We start from the raw sequence: 18538 nt of genomic DNA, 5'->3' as shown, positions 1-18538 counted from the left end.
TCACCCCCTTCGACTACGCTCAGGACAAGTCGCTCGGGACAAGTCGTTCGGGATGAGAGCGCAATTGGGAGACGGTATGAACTGGATACTTCTCTTTGTGGGATTGGCAGCCGGGGCGGTGATTGCGTGGGCGGTCATGCGGGCGCAGAGTCGGGCGGCGTTGGAGGCGGTGCGCGCCGAGGTGACGGCGGCCAATCGGGATGCGCTGGGCATTGTCGGCAAGGAAATCGAGGACAAGAACACCGAGATCGGCAAGCTGCGCAGTCTGTATGATGGCGAGCGTGTCGCCCGCGCCGGGTTGGAAGCGACACTGCGCGAGACCGAACGAAGACTCGAGGAGCAGAGGCAGTTTGTCGAGAACAGCAAGAAACAATTGGAGGATACATTCAAGGCACTCTCGAAGGATGCGCTCGACAGCAATACGCGATCATTCTTGGAGCGCGCCGACGCGGCGGTCAAGCCGTTGGATGAGGCGCTCCATCGCTACGAGGAACAGACGCGACTACTTGAAGCCAGCCGACAACAGGCCTATGGCAGTCTCGAAGAACAACTGAAGACCGTTACCAAGGTTACACAGCAGGTACAGGTCGAGGCGGACAATCTCGTCAAGGCGCTCCGTAAACCCCAAGTACGGGGCCGATGGGGAGAGCTCACGCTCCGGAACGCCCTCGAACAGGCGGGGCTCTCCAAGTATTGCGATTTCCAGGAGCAGGTCTCGGTTGGCGATGGTAACACGATTCAACGACCCGACGTCGTGGTTCGCATGCCCGGGGGACGGGAAGTCGTGATCGACTCGAAGGTCCCGCTCGAAGCGTTCCTGGATGCCGTCGAAGCCTCCTCCGACGAAACGCGGGCCGAGGGATTCCGGCGACATGGAAAACAGGTACGGGAGCATCTCAGGAAGTTGAGCGGCAAGGAATACTGGAAGCAGTTTGCCCGAACCCCGGACTATGTCGTGATGTTCATTCCAGGTGAGTCCTTCTTTGTCGCCGCGGTCGAGGTTGAACCCGGATTGATCGACGAGGCCATCCGCAACAGAGTCGCGCTCACGTCGCCCGCGACCGTCGTCATGGCGCTGCGTACTCTGGCCATGGAATGGCGGGAGGCGCAGTTCGCCGAAAACGCCGAGCAAATCAGAAGACTCGGCCACGAGTTTCACGATCGTATTGCGACCTTTGTCAGCCACTTCGCGGGAGTCGGGCGGTCTCTGGATCAGGCGATGGCATCGTATGACAAGGCGGCCGGTTCGCTGGAGTCGCGGGTCTTGGTCACAGCACGGAAACTGAAGGAGCTCGGTGCCACGGCGCAGACGGACATTCCCGAAGTGCCCGCCATCGGACGTTTGAGCCGCGGTGTGCAGGCGGACCTTTTGACCGCTGATTCTGACGACGGGATCTGAGCCGTCTCGGAACCCCGACAGAATGAACGAACAAACAAACGAAGAACTCCCTCACCCCTTCGGCTTCGCTCAGGGCAAGCCGATCCGTCCTCCGGACGGATCGACCTCTCCCGGAGGGAGAGGTTATCACTCGCCCGCTTTCTCCGGTCGGGATGAGAGGTTTTGACACGCCAGACATCGTATCACCCGCCCCAGTCCTCCAATCGAATCGGCCACGTCTCTCTTTCTGATAGACGGACTTGGCTTCAGGCTCGCACGCAAAGGCCGATACAAGAGAATAACAAGCGCGGAGGAGCACTCTCCCTCCGTCCATGACGTTACACCCGGTTTCAGGGACCGAAACCATGTTCACCACACGTACCACTCGCATTCTGACCGTACTCGCGGCGGTCGTACTCGTTGCCATGGGCGCAATAGCACACGCGCAAGACGTCAATCCGCGGCGGATGACGCTCCCCGAAGAGAATCTGGCGAAGGAGGCGTATCTCACGGTGCCGTCGGGCGCGATGGTGGCGGCGCTGTCGTACGAGTATGAGATTCTCGAAGATGCCTACGCCAAACGGGAGATAGCCGCCAACACCGACAATTCGACCACGCTCAACAACACGGTGGCGCTCGATCTGACCTATGGGTTGTCGTCGGCGCTGACGGTCAACGCCATCGTGCCCTACAAGTATGTCTACAACACGCACCGGGTCGACTCGGGTCTGGCGACCGGGACGCCGGGGTTGTTCTTCGATTCGCGGCGCGGTACGCAGGGGCTGGGCGACGTGGTGGTGATGACCTATTGGAAGCTCCACTTTGGCTCCCTGTTGCGTTTCGGCAACGACTATGAACAGGACGGTCGGGACGGCTACGACGACTACATCGATGAAGGGAACAGCGTTTACGCCGGGCGTGAGCAGGGCGCGGTGGTGGCGCTGGCGCTGGGGGTGCGTCTTCCCACCGGGCGCACTGATGTGAAGGACAAGGACGGCGGCCGTCTGCCGGACGATCTGCAACTCGGCACCGGAACGATGGACCCGATTGTCGGGCTGCTTTATCATCATCGCTACTACCGACTGGGATGGGGTGCGTCGGCGTTAGGTCGTATTTCATCGCAGGAGAACATCAATCACTATCAATGGGGCAATGAGATCCTCGGCGCGGCGTATGTTTCCTACCGGCTCACGCGGGCATTGGAATGGGTCAATCAGGCCAACGGCAACTACATGGAACGCGACCGGCTCAATGGCGCTCCGGTGACCAGTCGCGGCGGGTCGATTGTGTACTACACGCCATCGTTGATCTATGTGGGCTCGCGCGCGGTGACATTCCAGGCCTCGGTTCAGATTCCGATCTATCGCAACTTCAACGAGTCGCAGTTGTCGTCCGACTATATCGCCAATGTGCGGACGACGTTTCTGATCGATTGAGGCACCTGCTGTCATCCGTGGCCGTATCGACGGAGCCCCGCTTCCTGCCCTGTCATCGAGTCCAGATGTTTCATCAGGGGGCTGAAAGCCCCCTGTCCTCTTCTGCAACTGGTTGCACAACCTCGTTCCTGTGCGGTCGGGTGCCCTTCAGGGTGAATCCTTCAGGATGAACCCACACCCGGCGCCACAACGTGTTTTGACCATGTATCTCGGTTGTGAAACCGATTCTGGCGTTGGGGTGTCAGTATGGATCACTGGAAAGTGATTGACCTGAACGAGGTGGGGTTTGAGGTTCCACGCGAGGTCTGACTGAATGGAGACGCTGCAACATGTATGATGGCGGTACCCAGAAGATCACTGTTCATCCGCTGACCATCGATCGCTGGGCGGATCTGGAGGCGCTGTTCGGGCCACGCGGTGCCTGTGGAGGATGCTGGTGCATGAGCTGGCGGCTGCCGCGGTCCCAGTTCGACAAGCAGAAGGGGTCGGGGAACAAGCGCGCGTTCAAGGCGATTGTGAAGTCCGGCACGCCGCCCGGTCTGCTCGCCTATGTCGGTGGGGAGCCGGTGGGATGGTGCGCTCTGGCCCCGAGGGAATGCTATCCGGCGCTTGGACGTTCACGGATATTGGCGCCGATCGATGATCAGCCGGTCTGGTCGATCACCTGCTTCTTCGTCGCCCGGCCGTATCGACGTCAGGGGATCAGCGTTCACCTGCTCGAAGCCGCCGTCAAGTTCGCCAAACGCCGGGGTGCGCGGATCGTCGAGGGATATCCGCAAGAGCCGGCCAGCGGTCCCTGGCCGGATGCGTTCGTCTGGACCGGAACGGCGGCTGCGTTTCGTCGCGCAGGATTTGTCGAGGTGGCCCGACGCTCTGCCGCCAGGCCGATCATGCGATATCGGCTGAAGTAGTCGCGAACTCAGTTCGACCCGCCGCGGCGGGCTCACCACAGGCAGGATTTCTGACCTACGCGCTCTATCACTATTCTGCCAGAAGGTCTTTCGCACCACAGTGTGAATGGGCAGACAAGGGGCTTAAGTCCCTTGTTTACCATCGTGTGTCACGTGACCGGCAATTCGCGGGGGCTTGCCCTCGATTCTATGGGGCACAGGGCGCGGGGCCATTGCGGAAGAGGTACTCGGCCAGATAGATGATGTCGGCGATTTCGGTCGTGCCATTGCCGTCGATGTCGGAGGGTTCATACGGCGGCAGCGGCGTGCCCCGGCGAAGCGTCATATTGATGAGACGGACGAGATAGACGACGTCGTAGCGGGGCGTGATCGCGACACCGGAATTCCACAGATCGCCAAGGAATCTGGGCCAAGGGCGGCCCCGGGTTCCTGCGGGAGTGCCCAACTCCCAAGCCGCGACGTTTTCGGAGGTCGATTGCACGGTGACCATGTCGGTGCGGCCATCACGGTCGATGTCGCCGACCAGTGGGGCCGGGATGATCGGGGAGGAGCCGTAGCCGAAGTTGATCGGATATCCCGGCACCAGGCGGCCGTCGGGTTTGAGCGCGACGATCTGATCGGGTCCGAAGAGGAGATCGCCGACGCGCAGGACGATTTCCGGGGCGTCGTCACCATCGATGTCGACCAACGCGACGGACGATAGTGAGCCGGAGAGATCGGCCAGTAGTCCATTGGTCGAGTCCGATCCGAGGGGCGCGCCATTCGCATGGAAGGCATAGAGGAGTCCGTCCCCCACGGAGTACGGGGCCGCGAACAGCTCCAATGTCCCATCACCATCGACGTCGCCCGCCGCCAGTGAATACAAGACGTACTTGTCCCAAGTCTGGGGGATCTGGCGCGGCCACCCCGGCAGACTGCGTCCGTGCACATCGACGATATTGATCAGATAACGGCCGCGCTCTGAACCGGTGGCGACGTAGGCGATGTCGCGCACGTTGTCGTCGTCGAAATCGCCGATGACCACGGCGTGGATGGAGTAGTGGCTGACGAGCAGCGAGGAATCGAGGCCGATCATCGGCAGCGCGGTTTGGCCATCAAAGATGTGGATTTCATCCCCGACGGCGATGAGCTCAGGTCGGCCATCGCGATTCAGATCGCAGATGGACGCCTGCGGGGGTGAGCTACTGGTCGGGCGGACGTACGGGATCATGCCGAACGAGCGGCCCCCGGCGGGGACGTAGCGCGTCCCATCCTCATTCCAGACGTGAATGGCACCGTTGCGGTCAATCGCCGCGACCTCCAGCGCGCCGCGACCGTCCATGTCGCCGACGCTCGGCAGACTGTTCCCGAAGATACCGTTCAGCCGGCCGTCAAACGGGCGCGGCCAGGAATAGTACTGCTCGCCGATGAAGGCGTAGGCGTACATGGCGTCGCGCCCGGCGACGATCACCTCGAAGCGGCCATCGAGGTCGAGATCGGCGATGGCGCAAGCCGTAGACAGATCGGCCTGGATGTCGCGCGGCCAACCGGGATAGGGTGTGCCATCGGCACGGAGAATGTGCAGTCCATGCGTGGTCGGACAAATGACTTCATCGCCGGCGGTCCCATCCAGGTTTACGGCGGTGACGGCGAAATGCGTCGGTGCCGGCAGCGTGACCGGCCATCCGGCCATAAACGCATCTTGGACCGTCACGCGAAGGGAATCTCTCATTCCGCCGCCGGGCGCATCGACCGACAGGATCAGGAAGTACTCACCTTCCAACAGAGAGTCTGTCCGCCAGACGGCCAGCGTATCCTCCCACACAGGACGGTTCGAAGTCCCAATCGCGTGCACGTCTCCATTGGGAAGCGGTCCGACGGCATCGAGGCGGTAGCCCCGGAAGCCGGGTGCCGCGGCGCTGCCGACGATAGTCCTGAGCAGTTGTATCGTATCGTGAGGAAGCGGTGACAGGAGGCGTGCGGTCGCCCGTTGTACAAGATAAACCGGGACATCGAGCCGCGCATCCGGCCCGGCATCGAGGCGGATTGTGTAGGGGCCTTCAGCAGTGTTCGTTGTCCAATGCGCCAGCAGGCCGGAGTCAACCGGAGTGGCGGCCGAAGTGATCGTGGTCCAAGTCAGATCCGCCGGCGGATGGCCGGCGGCGACTAGGACCAGGTAATGATCGAACGCCAGACCGGTCGCCGATCCGACGATCGCCATATCGCCGCCGATCCACTCATACGACTTGGGTGACTCGATCCGCACGAACAGACCCGGGAGAGCGGCGAGGGCCGTCTCGAGGTCGATCCGTCCGGCGAGGGGAGAACCGACGATCTCATGCACCGTCGCCCGCAGAATCTCCCGGATCCGCTCATTCGTCAATCCCGGCGCGAACGACAGCAGCACCGCTGCCGCTCCACTGACATGGGGTGCGGCCATCGATGTTCCCGAGGCAATCAGGTAGTCGTTGTCGATAATATGCACGCGCGGTTCGCCGACGTCGGCGTAGAGATCGGTGCCGGTGGCGCGGAGGGAGAGGATGTCGACTCCCGGCGCGAGGAGATCGATGAATTCGTTGTAGGTGGAGAATCCGGCCAGTTCATCGCGGGCGTTGGTGGCGCCGACGCCGATCGTTTGGGGATATGCCGAGGGATAGAAGATCTGATCATCGCCGGAGTTCCCCATGGAAGCCACCAACACGACGCCCCGGTCATGGGCGAAGGCGAGAGCATCTTCGAGCACGCGGGAGCGGAACTGGCCGCCCCAGCTCATGTTGATTACGCGGGCGCCGCGCGCGACGGCATAATAGACGGCCTGTGCCGAGACCGAGAAGAAGGGGTTGGGAAAGATCTTGACCGGCAGGATGCGCGCCGGCGCACAGATTCCCGCGATGCCGATGCCGTTGTCGACCGTGGCCGCGATCGTGCCGGCGACATGAGTGCCGTGTCCCATGTAGTCCGCGACGTCATTATCGCCGACAATGTCCACCGGCGTGGCGGCGGCATTACCGGAGAAATCCCAGCCGCAGACGTCGTCGACAAGACCGTTGTGGTCATCGTCGAGTCCATTCCCGGCGGTCTCGCGTGAGTTCCTCGCGAGGTTGTCCCTGAGCTCGACGTGCCCTGTGTCGACGCCGGTGTCGAGGACGCCGACGATCACATCCGCCCATGGACCAGGACGCGAGTAGGCCGCCGGAAAACGGATGTCGGCACCGATGCTGCCGTTGCGCTCGATCAAAGTGTCGTTTTCCTCACCGGGGACACTCAGGACGGACCAGTAGGGTGCACCGGTGTTCTCCAAATCCCATTGTCGGCTGTAGAGAGGATCACTGGGGCGTTGATGGAGCTCCCAGCGGCGGTCGATTTCGGCGTATTCGACCCAGGGAAGGTCGCGCAGACGATCGACAGCTTCTTGTGGTGTCGTCGTCGAATCAACCGCCAGCACGAAGGTACGCGCGCCCGGGTGGTCCTTCCCAGCCTCCGTCATCGGGATGCCGACGGCATTCGTCCACAGTGGCTTTGCACCGTGCACGCCCAAGGATGAGCACCAACGTTGGATCGTTCCTGCCGCGCCGGCAGCGGAGATGCGATCATGCGGATTGCGTGTCGCCGGGGGGAGTCCGGCAAACTCCGGCTTCACCTTCACGATGACGCTGTGGGATTCTGCCGCTGTGTCCGCCATCGTGGTTCGGGAGGACAATGGAATGGTCGCGGCAGATAGGACATGTGGGGATGCCGCCGTCGCGAGAGTCAGGAAGAGGGTCAGCACGACGGCAAGAGATCCCTCACCCGATCCGACCTTCGGTCGGATCGACCTCTCCCGGGGGGAGAGGTTACCTTGGCCACACGCTTTCCTGCCGGACATCGGCGTTGGCGCGTCGCCTTGCTCGCCCATTACTCGTCGTCTCCCGAGCATGTCGGACAATGCGGAATGCCGGGTCTATTTCATGAGCAAGAGCTTCTCCGTGCTCACGGTCGCTTTTGTCGCCAGTCGGGCGATGTACAGTCCCGAGGCCACGGGGCGGCCCTGCTGGTCATCTCCCATCCAGGTCACCTCATGCGAACCGGCATCCTGACGGCGGTCGATCAACGTCGTGATCCGCCGTCCGAGAACATCATACACATCCAGACGGACATTGCCGGGCTGCTCGATGGAATACGTGAGGGTCACGGCGGCGTTGAAGGGATTCGGATTCGCCCTGATGAGTTGGTGTGTTCCGCGCGGGCGCGGTACCACGGCGCCCGGTCCGATCGACAGAAGGAAGGTGATGCAATCGCGGCCCGCCAGGGGATGACCATCCCGGAAGCGACCGGTCACGACCAAAGCTTGAGTCTGATGGTCCACTGTCGGCTGGACAGCGGCGACGACGTCGGCGCCACGAAACCGGCAGACCAGATCGATAACTCCGTCCTTGCCGGTAGCAGCACAATCACAGGGAGATTCACGCCATTCCAGGGGTGCTGCCAGATCCTCGTAATCCCAGGAGACGGGCGCAACGCCTGCCATTCTCACCGTAGCAGGATCGACCGTAGACACGTCGAAGCTCGCGGTCCCCAGCAATGCCACAGGGAGATCGCCACCGGGCACCACGCCGGTGGCCCGCGGACGGTCGATGTCTCTGATCATGAAATCTGCGAGCGTGTTGGGGCACTGCTGGGGACGGATATCGATCGCGACGATCACCGGCGGATGGAGAAGACTGTCGTAGACCTGCCGGGCTCGAATTGCCGCCTCGCGCAAGGATGCGACGGATTCGAGCCGGTCGTTGCCTTGTCCGACCAGAACGGCGAGAGCGACGACTTGCGTGTCGCCCGGGGCCATCGTGAACGGCCCGGAGTTGACCATGAAGCGACGGTCCGACGGATTGTCATCGAGCCAGCCACTTCCGGCCACCGGATCGCCGGAGAGCATGTAGGCGGTGGGAAGTCCCGTGACCGGGTTGATGACGACTTCTCCATCCACCGACAGACCGTGCATGTAGTAGTACCCGGCCAACGCGAAGTTCGGATCGTCGCCGTTGGCGAAGCCGCTGAATGCGGTCATCGGCCTGGCCTGATCGACTGTGCCGCCACGCGGACCCTCCAAGAGGACATACCCCACGGCGGGCGGGGCGCTGCCATAGATGGCATCGGGGCCGCTGTTGTAGCAATAGCCGAGCGACAACGACGTATCGCACCCGACCAGGTCGTCACCGGCGCTGCCGAGATCGGCATCGCACCACAAGGAAACGTAAGGGTCACGGAAGATCGAATCGCCTTTGTTGATGATGGTGAAGCGCAGGAAGATCGTGCGATCCAGCGAACCGGGGATGTTATGGCCCCACACCAGCGTCTGTACTTCGATTCCGAGAGGCAAGGGACTACCGGGGTCGGCGTCGCGGGCGTATTGATTGGCATCGTTACAGACGGCCCAGAGGGTCTGATCGCCCAACAGCAACGGCAACGGTCGTCCTTCGGCGTCGAGTGAATCGTTGCCCCAGAAGTCCCTCGCGGCTGGCGCGCCGTCGTCGAAGGGCCAGTCGCGGTAGTCCGGATTGCTTGCGCGCGTGTCGCCGCGATTGATTTTGTAGACGTGGAAACGGGGTTGATCCGGTACATACGTGCTCTGCTGCATCGGGCCGGGAACGTAATCGAAAGCATACTCGGCCGTAGAAGCCCGCACGCCTTTGCCCAGCTTGGCGGCGACCCAGAGGCCGCCGGCGAAGATCGCCGTCTTGTCGGAATTCCCCGGGTAGTGCAAGCCGCCTTCGTTACTGAGCAGTCCCGTCACATCGAAGGCGAATGACCCCCGATTGGTCACGAACATGAGAAGCGAGTTGGCGTCGAAGTGGGCGGAGTAATCGGGCGTCTTGGCGTCGGTGTGTAGCGCCCGCTGCGGCGGCTGGGCTGCGACCGCAGGTCCGACGCCGCGGCCCAAGAACGAGAGAGAGAATAGCGCGATGCCGCACATCGCAAGTGCTGGGCGGTTGATTGTGGGCATGAACACTCCAACTCGGCAGGAACAGAAGGGGCAATCCAAATCACGCTCCGGGCGATCGGGGCTTCGATCGGCCGGTGCACGTTCTACAACAATATAATGTAACCGTTTGTTGCCGGTTGGCGGAAATCGGCATTGGGCTCCGGGCGCAGGATCGACATCAACAAGAAACAGCAGATCCCTCGCTTCCCTCACTCCGTTCGGGACAAGTCGCTCGGGATGACAGATTGAGAGCGCTATCCCTATTCGGCTCACAGGAACCGATCAGGGTATCTGTGGACATCCCGAGGGGTACGGGTTGCAGGCGCAGGGATTGCAGAATGTGTGAGGGGTGTCGCGGAAGGCCACATCGATGAAGAGGAGAACGTCGGTGACGTTGGTGACGCCGTCGCAATTCACGTCGGTCCTGCCCGCCGGCGCATGCGGGCAGGCGACATCGACCAGCGGCGCACCACTCCGGAAGGCAATGTCGACGGCGTGCACAACGTCGTACAGATTGACGGTTCCGTTCGGATCGGGATCGCCGTGGTGTAGGCAGCCGACCTGATCGGCATTTGGGAAGTACGGGCAGTTGTCGCAGGCGTCACCGACCCCGTCGCTGTCCGCGTCCTCCTGACCGGGATTGACGAACGTGGGGCAATTGTCGGCGACGTCGAAGACGCCATCGTGATCCGCATCGGCGGCCTCGGCGAACGTGATCGTTCCCGCGGACCAATTGCCCGTCGTGGCGCCGCCGTCGGTGACTTCGCCATAGACCCACCATGTCCCCGGAGGAATCGACGCGGAGTTCAGCACATGGAACCCGGTCGGGCCATCGGTGAACTCGGAGGCCTCCACCGGGATCTGGTTGCCGTCGAGCACCGGTTGCGCGTTCACGTACAACGTGACCCACGTCGGATCACTGTCCGGATCGGATGCCAGCCAGGTGACGGTGTAATTTTCGAACCCATGCACGCGCACGACATTCCCCGCTGGCGGATCGAGAATCGTCAGGGTCGGGGGATTGCTGGACGGGGGGTTGATCGTGAGCTCGTATATGGGATTGACGGCATTGTTGTAGCCGTACACGTGCACGTAGTACCATCCACCGCTGCGGCCGGCCAGTGAGATAGACTCACTGTCGACGATCGCATCGGAGCGAGCGACCTCAGATCCGGCGGCATCCAGCAGCCGCATGTCCAAGTCTCCGGCGCCGTGCAGGAAATCGATGCGCACGAAATCACCGGCCGCGCCCGGGTCACAGGCATAGAACTTGAAGTAGTCGCCGTTGGCGGCGGCGTGGATCGACAAGTTGGAGATCACTTTCAGCGGGTTGCAGGGGCCGAGATTTGGGCTGTTGGGTTGACCCACGGGACGGGAATCGACGGAGGCGCGATCGTCATTCGGCTCATAGGCGTCGGGAAGGAATCCGCCACTGCCGCCGATCGTGACTTTCACGCGCGCGGTGTTATTACCCTCGTTGGCTTCGAGGATCTTATTGTCCGGGTCGGCCTCGGCTTCGAGCCAGTAGACGCCGGGGGGGACATCCGTAATGTCGATGTTTTGTCCGGGCAGCCCCTTGGAGTAGAGATCGAGCCATCCGACCGAGATGCCCTGCTGTTCGCGCGAGCAGAAGAAGAACTCGCCGGCCCGATTGAAGTTCACCACGGAGCTGTCGTAGATCGCCAGGTCAACGATGCAGAAGCTGGTCTTCGCCCCTTGGGCGACCACGGGCCCGACGCCATCGGCGGGGAGAATCTCACGCAGTCGATACAGGCACCATCCTTCAAAATGAATGTGCTCGTGGGTCGGATGGTAGATGAATGTCCCCGCCTCCCGTTCCCAAGAAGTGCCGTCAGAGCGGAAGATCCGTTGGTCGACGACCTGCTGGGTGTCGTTGATCGGCGGCAGGATTCCGACCAGCTCGAGCTTGCCGGGTCCGACGTTGGGGGTGGCATTGGCGAACCGCAAGTGGACGTGCCCCGGTTCGATGGTCGTGACGATGTCGTTGTTATACAGGTCGGACTGCCGCACGATAATGTCGGGGAGCAGGTCCACGACTGTCGTTTCGACCGCTGGGGACGCCGGCGCACAGTCGGGAGCAGAAACCGCCAGCACCAACACCGACAGGGTCAGAGTGAATAATCCGGCCGGTGTTCGGCGGTCACCCATAGAAGCGCGCCGCGTGCGATATGCCCTCGAATGCACGCATTCAACATAGCATAATTCGGAGAAAAAGCAACCGCTATTGGACATGGCCGACCCGTCGTCGATGGCGGCGCAAAATCGCTGTCGGCAAAAGCCCAGGGCGGTAAATTGGCTGCGACGCCATGGATGATCCCGCGCCCGCCAGTATTCCCCCGTCCGCCGGAACGCCACGGCGATGGCTGATTCTGAGTGCGGCGGTGTTGCCTCTTGTGATTTACGTTGTTCTGGCAGCGCGGCTCTGGAGCTTCAGCATCGATGATGCGGCCATCTCCTTTCGCTATGCCCGACATCTGGCGGCGGGGCAGGGGCTGAGTTGGAATCCCGGCGGCGCACCGGTCGAGGGATACTCCAACTTCCTATGGGTGTTGATCCACGCCGCGTTCGGTCGGATCGGCTTCGGCATTGAGATTGCAGCGAAGATCACCGGTGTGGTCTGCGGCAGCGTGAGTCTGTTGCTGCTGTCCCTGCTGTGCCGCCGTCTTTGGTCATCCGTGCGATACTGGTGGCTGCCGGCCGTTCTTGTCTCCCTCACGTCGACATGGGTCGCCTGGAGCGTCAGCGGACTGGAAACACCGATGATGGGGATATTTCTGTTGGTCTCCGCCATGGCCCTCTCCGACCCATCGCGGAATCGTGCACTTCTTCTTTCACTGGGGCTTGGCGGCATGATCCTCACGCGACCGGAAGGACTCGTGTTCGCGGCGATCATCCTCCTCATCGCATTGGCGCGTGACCGAGTGCAGCCCTGGAAGAATCGAGTCGGTGCACTGCGATACCCACTTCTTGTCGTGCTGGGTGTGACGGGTGCTCTGACGGTTCTTCGATTACTCTACTACGGCACCCTGTTTCCCAACACCGTGACGGCGAAGTTCTCGTTCGCTCTGCCGGGGTGGTCGCACGCGGTGCAGTGGGTGTTGTTCGGAGTGCCATTCTGGGTGGTCTGGGTGCTCGCCGGCTCGGAACTGCGCCGCACGGCCCATTGGTTGCTGTTTGTCACGTCGGCGGCGCTGGTCGTGTGCCAGGTTCTCATCTCTACAACTGTCGTTCCGGTCATGAACTTCCTGCATCGCTATCAGGTCGCCTTGCTGCCGTTGGTTGTGTTGCCGGTTCCTTCCGCCCTCGATCGCCTCGATCGGTTGAGACCGCGGCTCGGGATTCTGTTCGCCGTGTTTCTGGTGCTCTGGTCGCTGCAAGATTGGCACGTGGTCCGGGAGCGCCAGGCGGCCGAAGACTACCTGCGTCGAGGTCGGCACTGCATCGCGGAGCATCTGGTCACGCTCCCCGATTGACCCACGGTGGCACTGGTCGATGCCGGGTGCATTCCCTATTGGACAGACTTGCCGACACTCGATGTCTGGGGACTGTGTGATCGCGAGTTCGCCCGCAGCGGGTTCTCCGCCGCCGCGGTAGTGGCGCGAAATCCGGAGGTCTATGTCATGTCAGTGGATATCACGGCGTCGGGTGATTTGCAGCCGCGGCTCGGGATGGATCGCGCCATGATGAATGATTCGTTGTTCCGGAAACGATACGGGCTCTGGAAATACTGTCTGGGCAGGACAACAACGGCGGTTTGGCGCTACGACTATGCGATCCTGCTCAATAAGGCGTGGGCGGAATCCCGGGGGATGAGCTTGCGGTCGGTGGATTGATGATCCAGCGTTGTCACATCTCTTTAAGGGCGTCTAACAGAATGAATGAACGACGAGCACCCTCACCCGATCCGGTCGCCCGCCGGATCGACCTCTCCCCCTCGACTTCGCTCAGGGCAAGCCGGAGGGAGAGGGTCGGGGTGAGGGAGCTTTTTCGTCCGTTCGCTCTGTCAACTGCCCTGAGGAGAGGAAGCCCCTTGCCCTGACTGTCCAGCGGGCGTATTGATCCGGCAGGCGGCCAGTGCCGCTCCGAATCCATTGTCGATGTTCACGACCGAGACGCCCGGTGCGCACCCCGCCAACATCGCCAGCAGCGCCGCCAAGCCGCCGAAGGCCACGCCATACCCCACCGACGTCGGCACGGCGATGACCGGACGCGGTATCAACCCCGCAATCACCGATGGCAGTGCCCCTTCCATCCCGGCGACAGCCACGACGCACCCGCAGCGGCTCAGTTCGTCACGGATCGCCGCGACACGATGCAGCCCGGCGATGCCAATGTCATAGCGCCGCAATGCCGAATGCCCGATCGTCTCGATCGTCAATGCCGCCTCCTCCGCCACGGGGAGATCGGATGTTCCGGCGGACACCACCGCGATCGGCGGCGCAGCGACACGGCGCTCCGGATCCAATCGCCGCAAGATCCCGGCCTCGGGATGATACTCCAGGTCGGGCAGCGCTTTTCGTGCCGCCTCGGAGTGGCTGCGATCCGCACGCGTCGCCAGAAGGACGCGGTGCGATTCGGCCTGACGTGAGAGAATGGCGGCGACTTGCTCCGGCGACTTGCCGGCACAGTAGACAACCTCGATGAATCCCGTGCGCGACTCGCGCTGCATGTCGAGCGTGGCGAAACCGAGCGCACTGACCGGCCAGTGCGCCAAAAGACGTCCGGCCTCGCGCGGATCGAGCCGACCGGCAGCGACATCGGCAAGGAGGGAGCGTATGTCCATCAGATCACATCGGGAAGCAATTGGTCGATTCCACACCCGCGAGGCCGCTGCACCAATGGGCAAACAAGGGGCTTAAGCCCCTTGTTCTCCAATACGATGGCCGACTCTGCCGCGCTTGGAGCCCCTGACACAAAGACGACCATGGCGTGGCGGTTGTGTGCAAGGGAGTGGCGATGCGGCTCTCACGCGGCAGAATCCCTCACCCTGACCCTCTCCCGGATGGAGAGGGAGAATGAAAACCTCTCCCGCCGGGAGAGGTCGAGCCGTCCGGAGGACGGATCGGGTGAGGGAGCTCTTTCGTCCGCTCATTCTATCCGATGGTCTTGCTGATTCAACCCCGCCGGACGGTACCCCTGCAGATCGACGGCCACATACTTGTATCCGGCTTCCTGCACGGCTGCGACGACTCGTTCCCGTACCGTCGCATCACCGATTCTGGCCCAACCCTCGGGCTGCAACTCGACACGCGCCAGATCGCCATGGTGGCGCACACGATGCCCTCGGAATCCCAGAGCCGTCAGCGCCGCCTCAGCGCCATCGACCTTTTGCAACTCCGCGCGCGTGATCGCCGTCCCGGTCGGAAAGCGCGACGCCAGACACGCCGTCTGCGGTTTGTCCCAGGTCGGCAGACCACGGGCTTGCGACAACGCCCGAATCTCGTTCTTGCTCATACCGACATCAACCAACGGCGCTTCCACCGCGAATTCCCTGGCCGCTCGCTGGCCGGGACGGACGTCGCCGGCATCGTCGGGAATGGCGCCATAGAGAAGATGCGCGATCCGCTCACGCCGCGCCAACTGACCGAGGACCGTGAACAACTCCGCCTTGCAGAAATAGCACCGCTGAGAATCGTTGCGCAACCAACGCGGGTCGTCGACCTCGGCGGTGTAGACGACTCGCCAGTTCCAGCCCCGCTCGACGGCCAGTGTCCGCGCGAACACAAACTCCGGACCGGCCATGGATGGTGACTGGGCGGTGACGATCAGGGCGCGCTCCCCCAGCACATCGTGGGCGACATCCGCCAGGTATGTGGAATCGACGCCGCCGGAATAGGCGACAATCACCGGGCCGAGCGAACGCAGTCGCCCGACCAGGACTGACTCCTTCTCACGCAGGGAGTCGGAGACCATTGTCTGATCACCGCAGGTGAATCCGGAGTTCATCGTCGTTGACCCGGCCGCCCCTGCGCCTGCGAGCGGCACTCTTGAACGCGCGCCGGGTTCCAAGTATTGGCGATCTCCTGTGTCACGGATTCGGCGGACAATCCGCGATCCGTCATCACGCGCGGACGAGCAGCACCGGAATTCTGGCCCGGTGATGGACATCGGAGGCGACGCTCCCCCGGATGAGGTCGCCGATGAACCGATGTCCATGCGTGGCCATGGCGATCAAGTCGCAATGCTCACTGTCGGCCGCCGCCAGTACCTCTTTGGCGGGATTGCCGCACACCAAGAGAGTGCGGACCTCGAACCCCTCGGCTTTCAACTCGCTTTCGCGGCGCGCCAGGTAGTCGCGGTCCCGGCGCATCTCCTCCGATTCGCCGAAGTACTTCTGATTGCGCGCCATGTAGCCATCGGCCACATGAATCAGCGTCAGCTTCGCCTTGGTGAAGCGCGCCAGCCCGCGGATATGGGCCAGAATCGCCTCGTCGGTCGGCGTGTTCTCCAGCGGTATCAAGATATGTCGGTACATGGGTCACCTCCACTGGAATCCCAATGCCGATCGATCTCCGAACGGCAGGAGTGTGCAGTCAGGTGCCCACACCTGACCGCGGCGCCGGGTGTGGGCACCCGGCGCCACGGGGGCATCATGTGTCGCCGGGATCATCGCCTCACTCAACCCACCCATTCGCGCACGGTCTGCGCCAACATGAATACGTTCAGCGTGATGATAACGAAAGTCACGATCCAGGCCACGATCACCAGCCAGCGTCGATTGGCGAATCGCCCCATCTTCTTCCTGTCGCTGGTGAATTGGACCAGCGGCACGACCGCGAACCCGAGCTGCAGCGAGAGTATCACCTGGCTCAAAATCAGGAGTTGGCCGACGCCGCGTTCGCCGGAAAAACCGGCGACGATCACCGCCGGAACGATCGCCACGAGCCGCGTCATCAATCGTCGCAGCCACGGACGGATGCGGATGTCGAGGAATCCCTCCATGACAATCTGGCCGGCCATGGTTCCGGTCAGCGTGGAGTTCTGACCCGAGGCCAGGAGCGCCACGGCAAAGAGCGTACTGGCAAAGGCGGCACCGAGGATCGGGGTGAGCAACTGATAAGCATCGGCAATGTCGGCGACCCCCTCGTGCGCGGAGCCATGGAACGCCGCGGCGCTCAGAATCAGGATCGCCGCATTGATGAAGAAGGCGAACAGCAGCGACACGGTCGAGTCGATCGTGGCGAAACGGATTGCCAGCGCCCGCCCGTTGTCGGTGCGCTCATAGGCGCGGGTCTGGACGATGCTGGAGTGCAGGTACAGATTGTGCGGCATCACCGTGGCGCCGAGAATGCCGATGGCGATGTAGAGCATCCCCGGATTGGTGATGATCTCCGGCCGAGGCACCAGACCACCCAGCATCGCCGACAAGGAGGGCTCAGCGACGATCAACTCGTAGGCAAAGCAGCCGCCGATCACGGCAATCAACCCGGCCACGAGTGATTCCACATAGCGAAACCCGCGATACTGCATGAACAGCACCAACAGGACGTCGGCGGCCGTGAGGACCACGCCGACGACCAGCGGAATGCCGAAGAGGAGATTGAGCGCAATCGCCGAGCCGATCACCTCGGCCAGATCGCAGGCCGCGATGGCGATCTCGCAAAGCACCCAGAGGACCATGGCGACCGGGCGCGAATAGTGATCGCGACAGGCCTGTGCCAGATCTCGCCCGGAGACAATCCCCAGCTTGAGCGCCAGATGCTGCAGGAGGATCGCCATCAGATTGGAGATCAGGATCACGCTCAGCAGGGCGTATCCGAATCGGGCACCCCCGGCCAGATCGGTCGCCCAGTTCCCCGGGTCCATGTACCCGACCGCGACCATCAGCCCCGGGCCGCTGAAGACCCACAGCTTCCGCCAGAAGCCGGCCCCGTCCGAAACCGGGATCGACGCGTGCACCTCCGGCATCGAGGGTGTGCTGACGTCGCGCCGCCAGCCGTCGGTCGGTTTAGCTGTGGAGGATGGAGATCGCGACCGTCGCTGCTTCATGAAGTAGTACCTGCCACAGAGCGTGGCGGTCGCGCCGTCTACTTCCTCAGCCCCAACGTCAGGTACACCCACGGGCGCAGCATCGACCACCAGCCGGTGAAGACGCGGATCTTGGAGTAGTTCTTCTTCGAGGCGGGGTAGCGCATCGCCACCGGCGCCTCGGTAATCCGGTATCCCAGCGTCACGGCATAGTAGTGTATGTAATATTCCATTTCATAGCGGTCCAGCCAGGATTGGTTGATGTCCAGCCGCGGGTCGCGGATCAACGCCAGCTTGTAGGCGCGGAAGCCACAGGTGATGTCGGTGCCGCCGCGATATCCGATCAGCAGCCCGATCAGGCGGGTGACGATCGGGATCGCCAGTTTCCGGAACTGCGGCAGATGCTCGTGGAAGCCGCCGGGCATGTAACGCGAGCCCTGCACGTAATCGTAACCGTCTTCGAGAATCGGCGCCAGCAGCGAGGGAATGTCCTCGGGGTGCATCTTGCCGTTCCCCGCCATGGGAATGAAGATGTCATACCCGCGTTCCAGCGCATAGGCGAAAGCGGTGCGAAAAGCGGCGCCGACGCCGCGGTTCGTGTCGTGACGCAGATGCACGAACGGGAAATGGTCGATGATCGCCCGCGCCTCGTCGGTCGAGCCGTCGTCCATCACGATGACATCGTAGTTGCGCCTCTCGGGAAAACGCGCCAGCGTCGCCTGCAGCTTCTCGCCCTCGTTGTAGACGAAGACGCAAGCGAGGATTTTCGGCGCGGGACTATTCACGGGCGCGACCGGATCGGGCGGCTGGGGCTGAGAATCATGGCGTGAGATCGTCTGACAGAATGGCCAAGGGCCTCTAACGAAATGAACGAGCGAAAGAACTC

General features: G+C 62.5%; 13 protein-coding genes. 5 read left to right on the top strand and 8 right to left on the bottom strand.

Annotated features, from left to right (window positions below; genetic code table 11):
* Positions 1 to 76 precede the first annotated feature (76 nt).
* From rmuC to AB1792_05135, 3 genes are all read left to right on the top strand, one after another.
* A complete protein-coding gene (gene rmuC / locus AB1792_05145) occupies positions 77 to 1399 on the top strand; it encodes a DNA recombination protein RmuC (protein ID MEW5701596.1) in 1323 nt (440 codons plus the stop codon).
* 344 nt (positions 1400 to 1743) lie between these two features.
* Positions 1744 to 2814, top strand: coding sequence for a hypothetical protein (locus AB1792_05140; protein MEW5701595.1), 1071 nt, complete (start codon positions 1744 to 1746; stop codon positions 2812 to 2814).
* Positions 2815 to 3143: 329 nt separating this feature from the next.
* Positions 3144 to 3725: a GNAT family N-acetyltransferase gene (locus tag AB1792_05135; GenBank protein MEW5701594.1), complete on the top strand. Its 582-nt coding sequence runs from the start codon at positions 3144 to 3146 to the stop codon at positions 3723 to 3725.
* A gap of 187 nt (positions 3726 to 3912) precedes the next feature.
* Here AB1792_05135 and AB1792_05130 read toward each other — a convergent pair whose 3' ends face one another.
* The 3 genes from AB1792_05130 to AB1792_05120 all read right to left on the bottom strand — a co-directional run bounded on the left by AB1792_05130 (position 3913) and on the right by AB1792_05120 (position 11832).
* Positions 3913 to 7386 carry a S8 family serine peptidase gene (locus tag AB1792_05130; GenBank protein ID MEW5701593.1) on the bottom strand — a complete coding sequence of 1158 codons (3474 nt, stop codon included), beginning with the start codon at positions 7384 to 7386 and terminating at the stop codon, positions 3913 to 3915.
* A 258-nt stretch (positions 7387 to 7644) separates the two neighbouring features.
* Positions 7645 to 9684 carry a FlgD immunoglobulin-like domain containing protein gene (locus tag AB1792_05125; GenBank protein ID MEW5701592.1) on the bottom strand — a complete coding sequence of 680 codons (2040 nt, stop codon included), beginning with the start codon at positions 9682 to 9684 and terminating at the stop codon, positions 7645 to 7647.
* 261 nt (positions 9685 to 9945) lie between these two features.
* Positions 9946 to 11832 (bottom strand): lysyl oxidase family protein, encoded by a 1887-nt coding sequence (locus AB1792_05120; protein MEW5701591.1) that lies wholly within the window; start codon positions 11830 to 11832, stop codon positions 9946 to 9948.
* 158 nt (positions 11833 to 11990) lie between these two features.
* On the opposite strand from AB1792_05120, the gene AB1792_05115 reads away from it, so the two are divergent.
* Together AB1792_05115 and AB1792_05110 are read left to right on the top strand one after the other, a co-directional pair.
* The gene (locus tag AB1792_05115; protein MEW5701590.1) at positions 11991 to 13157 is read left to right on the top strand and encodes a hypothetical protein; all 1167 of its coding nucleotides are present in this window, start codon (positions 11991 to 11993) and stop codon (positions 13155 to 13157) included.
* 6 nt (positions 13158 to 13163) lie between these two features.
* On the top strand, positions 13164 to 13517 hold the full coding sequence (locus AB1792_05110) for a hypothetical protein (GenBank protein MEW5701589.1): 354 nt from the start codon (positions 13164 to 13166) through the stop codon (positions 13515 to 13517).
* 170 nt (positions 13518 to 13687) lie between these two features.
* Here AB1792_05110 and larB read toward each other — a convergent pair whose 3' ends face one another.
* The 5 genes from larB to AB1792_05085 all read right to left on the bottom strand — a co-directional run bounded on the left by larB (position 13688) and on the right by AB1792_05085 (position 18437).
* Complete coding sequence (gene larB / locus AB1792_05105; GenBank protein MEW5701588.1) at positions 13688 to 14467, bottom strand: nickel pincer cofactor biosynthesis protein LarB; 780 nt, start codon at positions 14465 to 14467, stop codon at positions 13688 to 13690.
* A 305-nt stretch (positions 14468 to 14772) separates the two neighbouring features.
* Entirely contained in the window at positions 14773 to 15630 is an 858-nt protein-coding gene (larE, locus tag AB1792_05100) for an ATP-dependent sacrificial sulfur transferase LarE (protein ID MEW5701587.1), read from the bottom strand.
* Between the two features lie 115 nt (positions 15631 to 15745).
* On the bottom strand, positions 15746 to 16159 hold the full coding sequence (locus AB1792_05095) for a universal stress protein (protein MEW5701586.1): 414 nt from the start codon (positions 16157 to 16159) through the stop codon (positions 15746 to 15748).
* Between the two features lie 143 nt (positions 16160 to 16302).
* Positions 16303 to 17673, bottom strand: a complete 1371-nt coding sequence (locus AB1792_05090) for an Nramp family divalent metal transporter (protein ID MEW5701585.1) — start codon at positions 17671 to 17673, stop codon at positions 16303 to 16305.
* Positions 17674 to 17711: 38 nt separating this feature from the next.
* On the bottom strand, positions 17712 to 18437 hold the full coding sequence (locus AB1792_05085; protein ID MEW5701584.1) for a glycosyltransferase family 2 protein: 726 nt from the start codon (positions 18435 to 18437) through the stop codon (positions 17712 to 17714).
* Between the last annotated feature and the right edge of the window lie 101 nt (positions 18438 to 18538).

Source organism: Candidatus Zixiibacteriota bacterium (genome assembly GCA_040752595.1).
Classification (GTDB): Bacteria; Zixibacteria; MSB-5A5; order WJJR01; family WJJR01; genus JACQFV01.
The sequence above is the reverse complement of the archived record's forward strand: the minus strand, read 5'-3'. Positions and strand labels throughout refer to the sequence as shown.

Excerpts from the sequence above, each read along its gene's own strand:
- AB1792_05090 (MEW5701585.1), bottom strand. The coding sequence starts at position 17,673 with ATGAAGCAGCGACGGTCGCGATCTCCATCCTCCACAGCTAAACCGACC.
- AB1792_05120 (MEW5701591.1), bottom strand. The coding sequence starts at position 11,832 with ATGGGTGACCGCCGAACACCGGCCGGATTATTCACTCTGACCCTGTCG.
- larB (MEW5701588.1), bottom strand. The coding sequence starts at position 14,467 with ATGGACATACGCTCCCTCCTTGCCGATGTCGCTGCCGGTCGGCTCGAT.
- rmuC (MEW5701596.1), top strand. The coding sequence starts at position 77 with ATGAACTGGATACTTCTCTTTGTGGGATTGGCAGCCGGGGCGGTGATT.
- AB1792_05115 (MEW5701590.1), top strand. The coding sequence starts at position 11,991 with ATGGATGATCCCGCGCCCGCCAGTATTCCCCCGTCCGCCGGAACGCCA.
- AB1792_05135 (MEW5701594.1), top strand. The coding sequence starts at position 3,144 with ATGTATGATGGCGGTACCCAGAAGATCACTGTTCATCCGCTGACCATC.
- AB1792_05095 (MEW5701586.1), bottom strand. The coding sequence starts at position 16,159 with ATGTACCGACATATCTTGATACCGCTGGAGAACACGCCGACCGACGAG.
- AB1792_05140 (MEW5701595.1), top strand. The coding sequence starts at position 1,744 with ATGTTCACCACACGTACCACTCGCATTCTGACCGTACTCGCGGCGGTC.
- AB1792_05130 (MEW5701593.1), bottom strand. The coding sequence starts at position 7,386 with ATGGCGGACACAGCGGCAGAATCCCACAGCGTCATCGTGAAGGTGAAG.
- AB1792_05125 (MEW5701592.1), bottom strand. The coding sequence starts at position 9,684 with ATGCCCACAATCAACCGCCCAGCACTTGCGATGTGCGGCATCGCGCTA.
- larE (MEW5701587.1), bottom strand. The coding sequence starts at position 15,630 with ATGAACTCCGGATTCACCTGCGGTGATCAGACAATGGTCTCCGACTCC.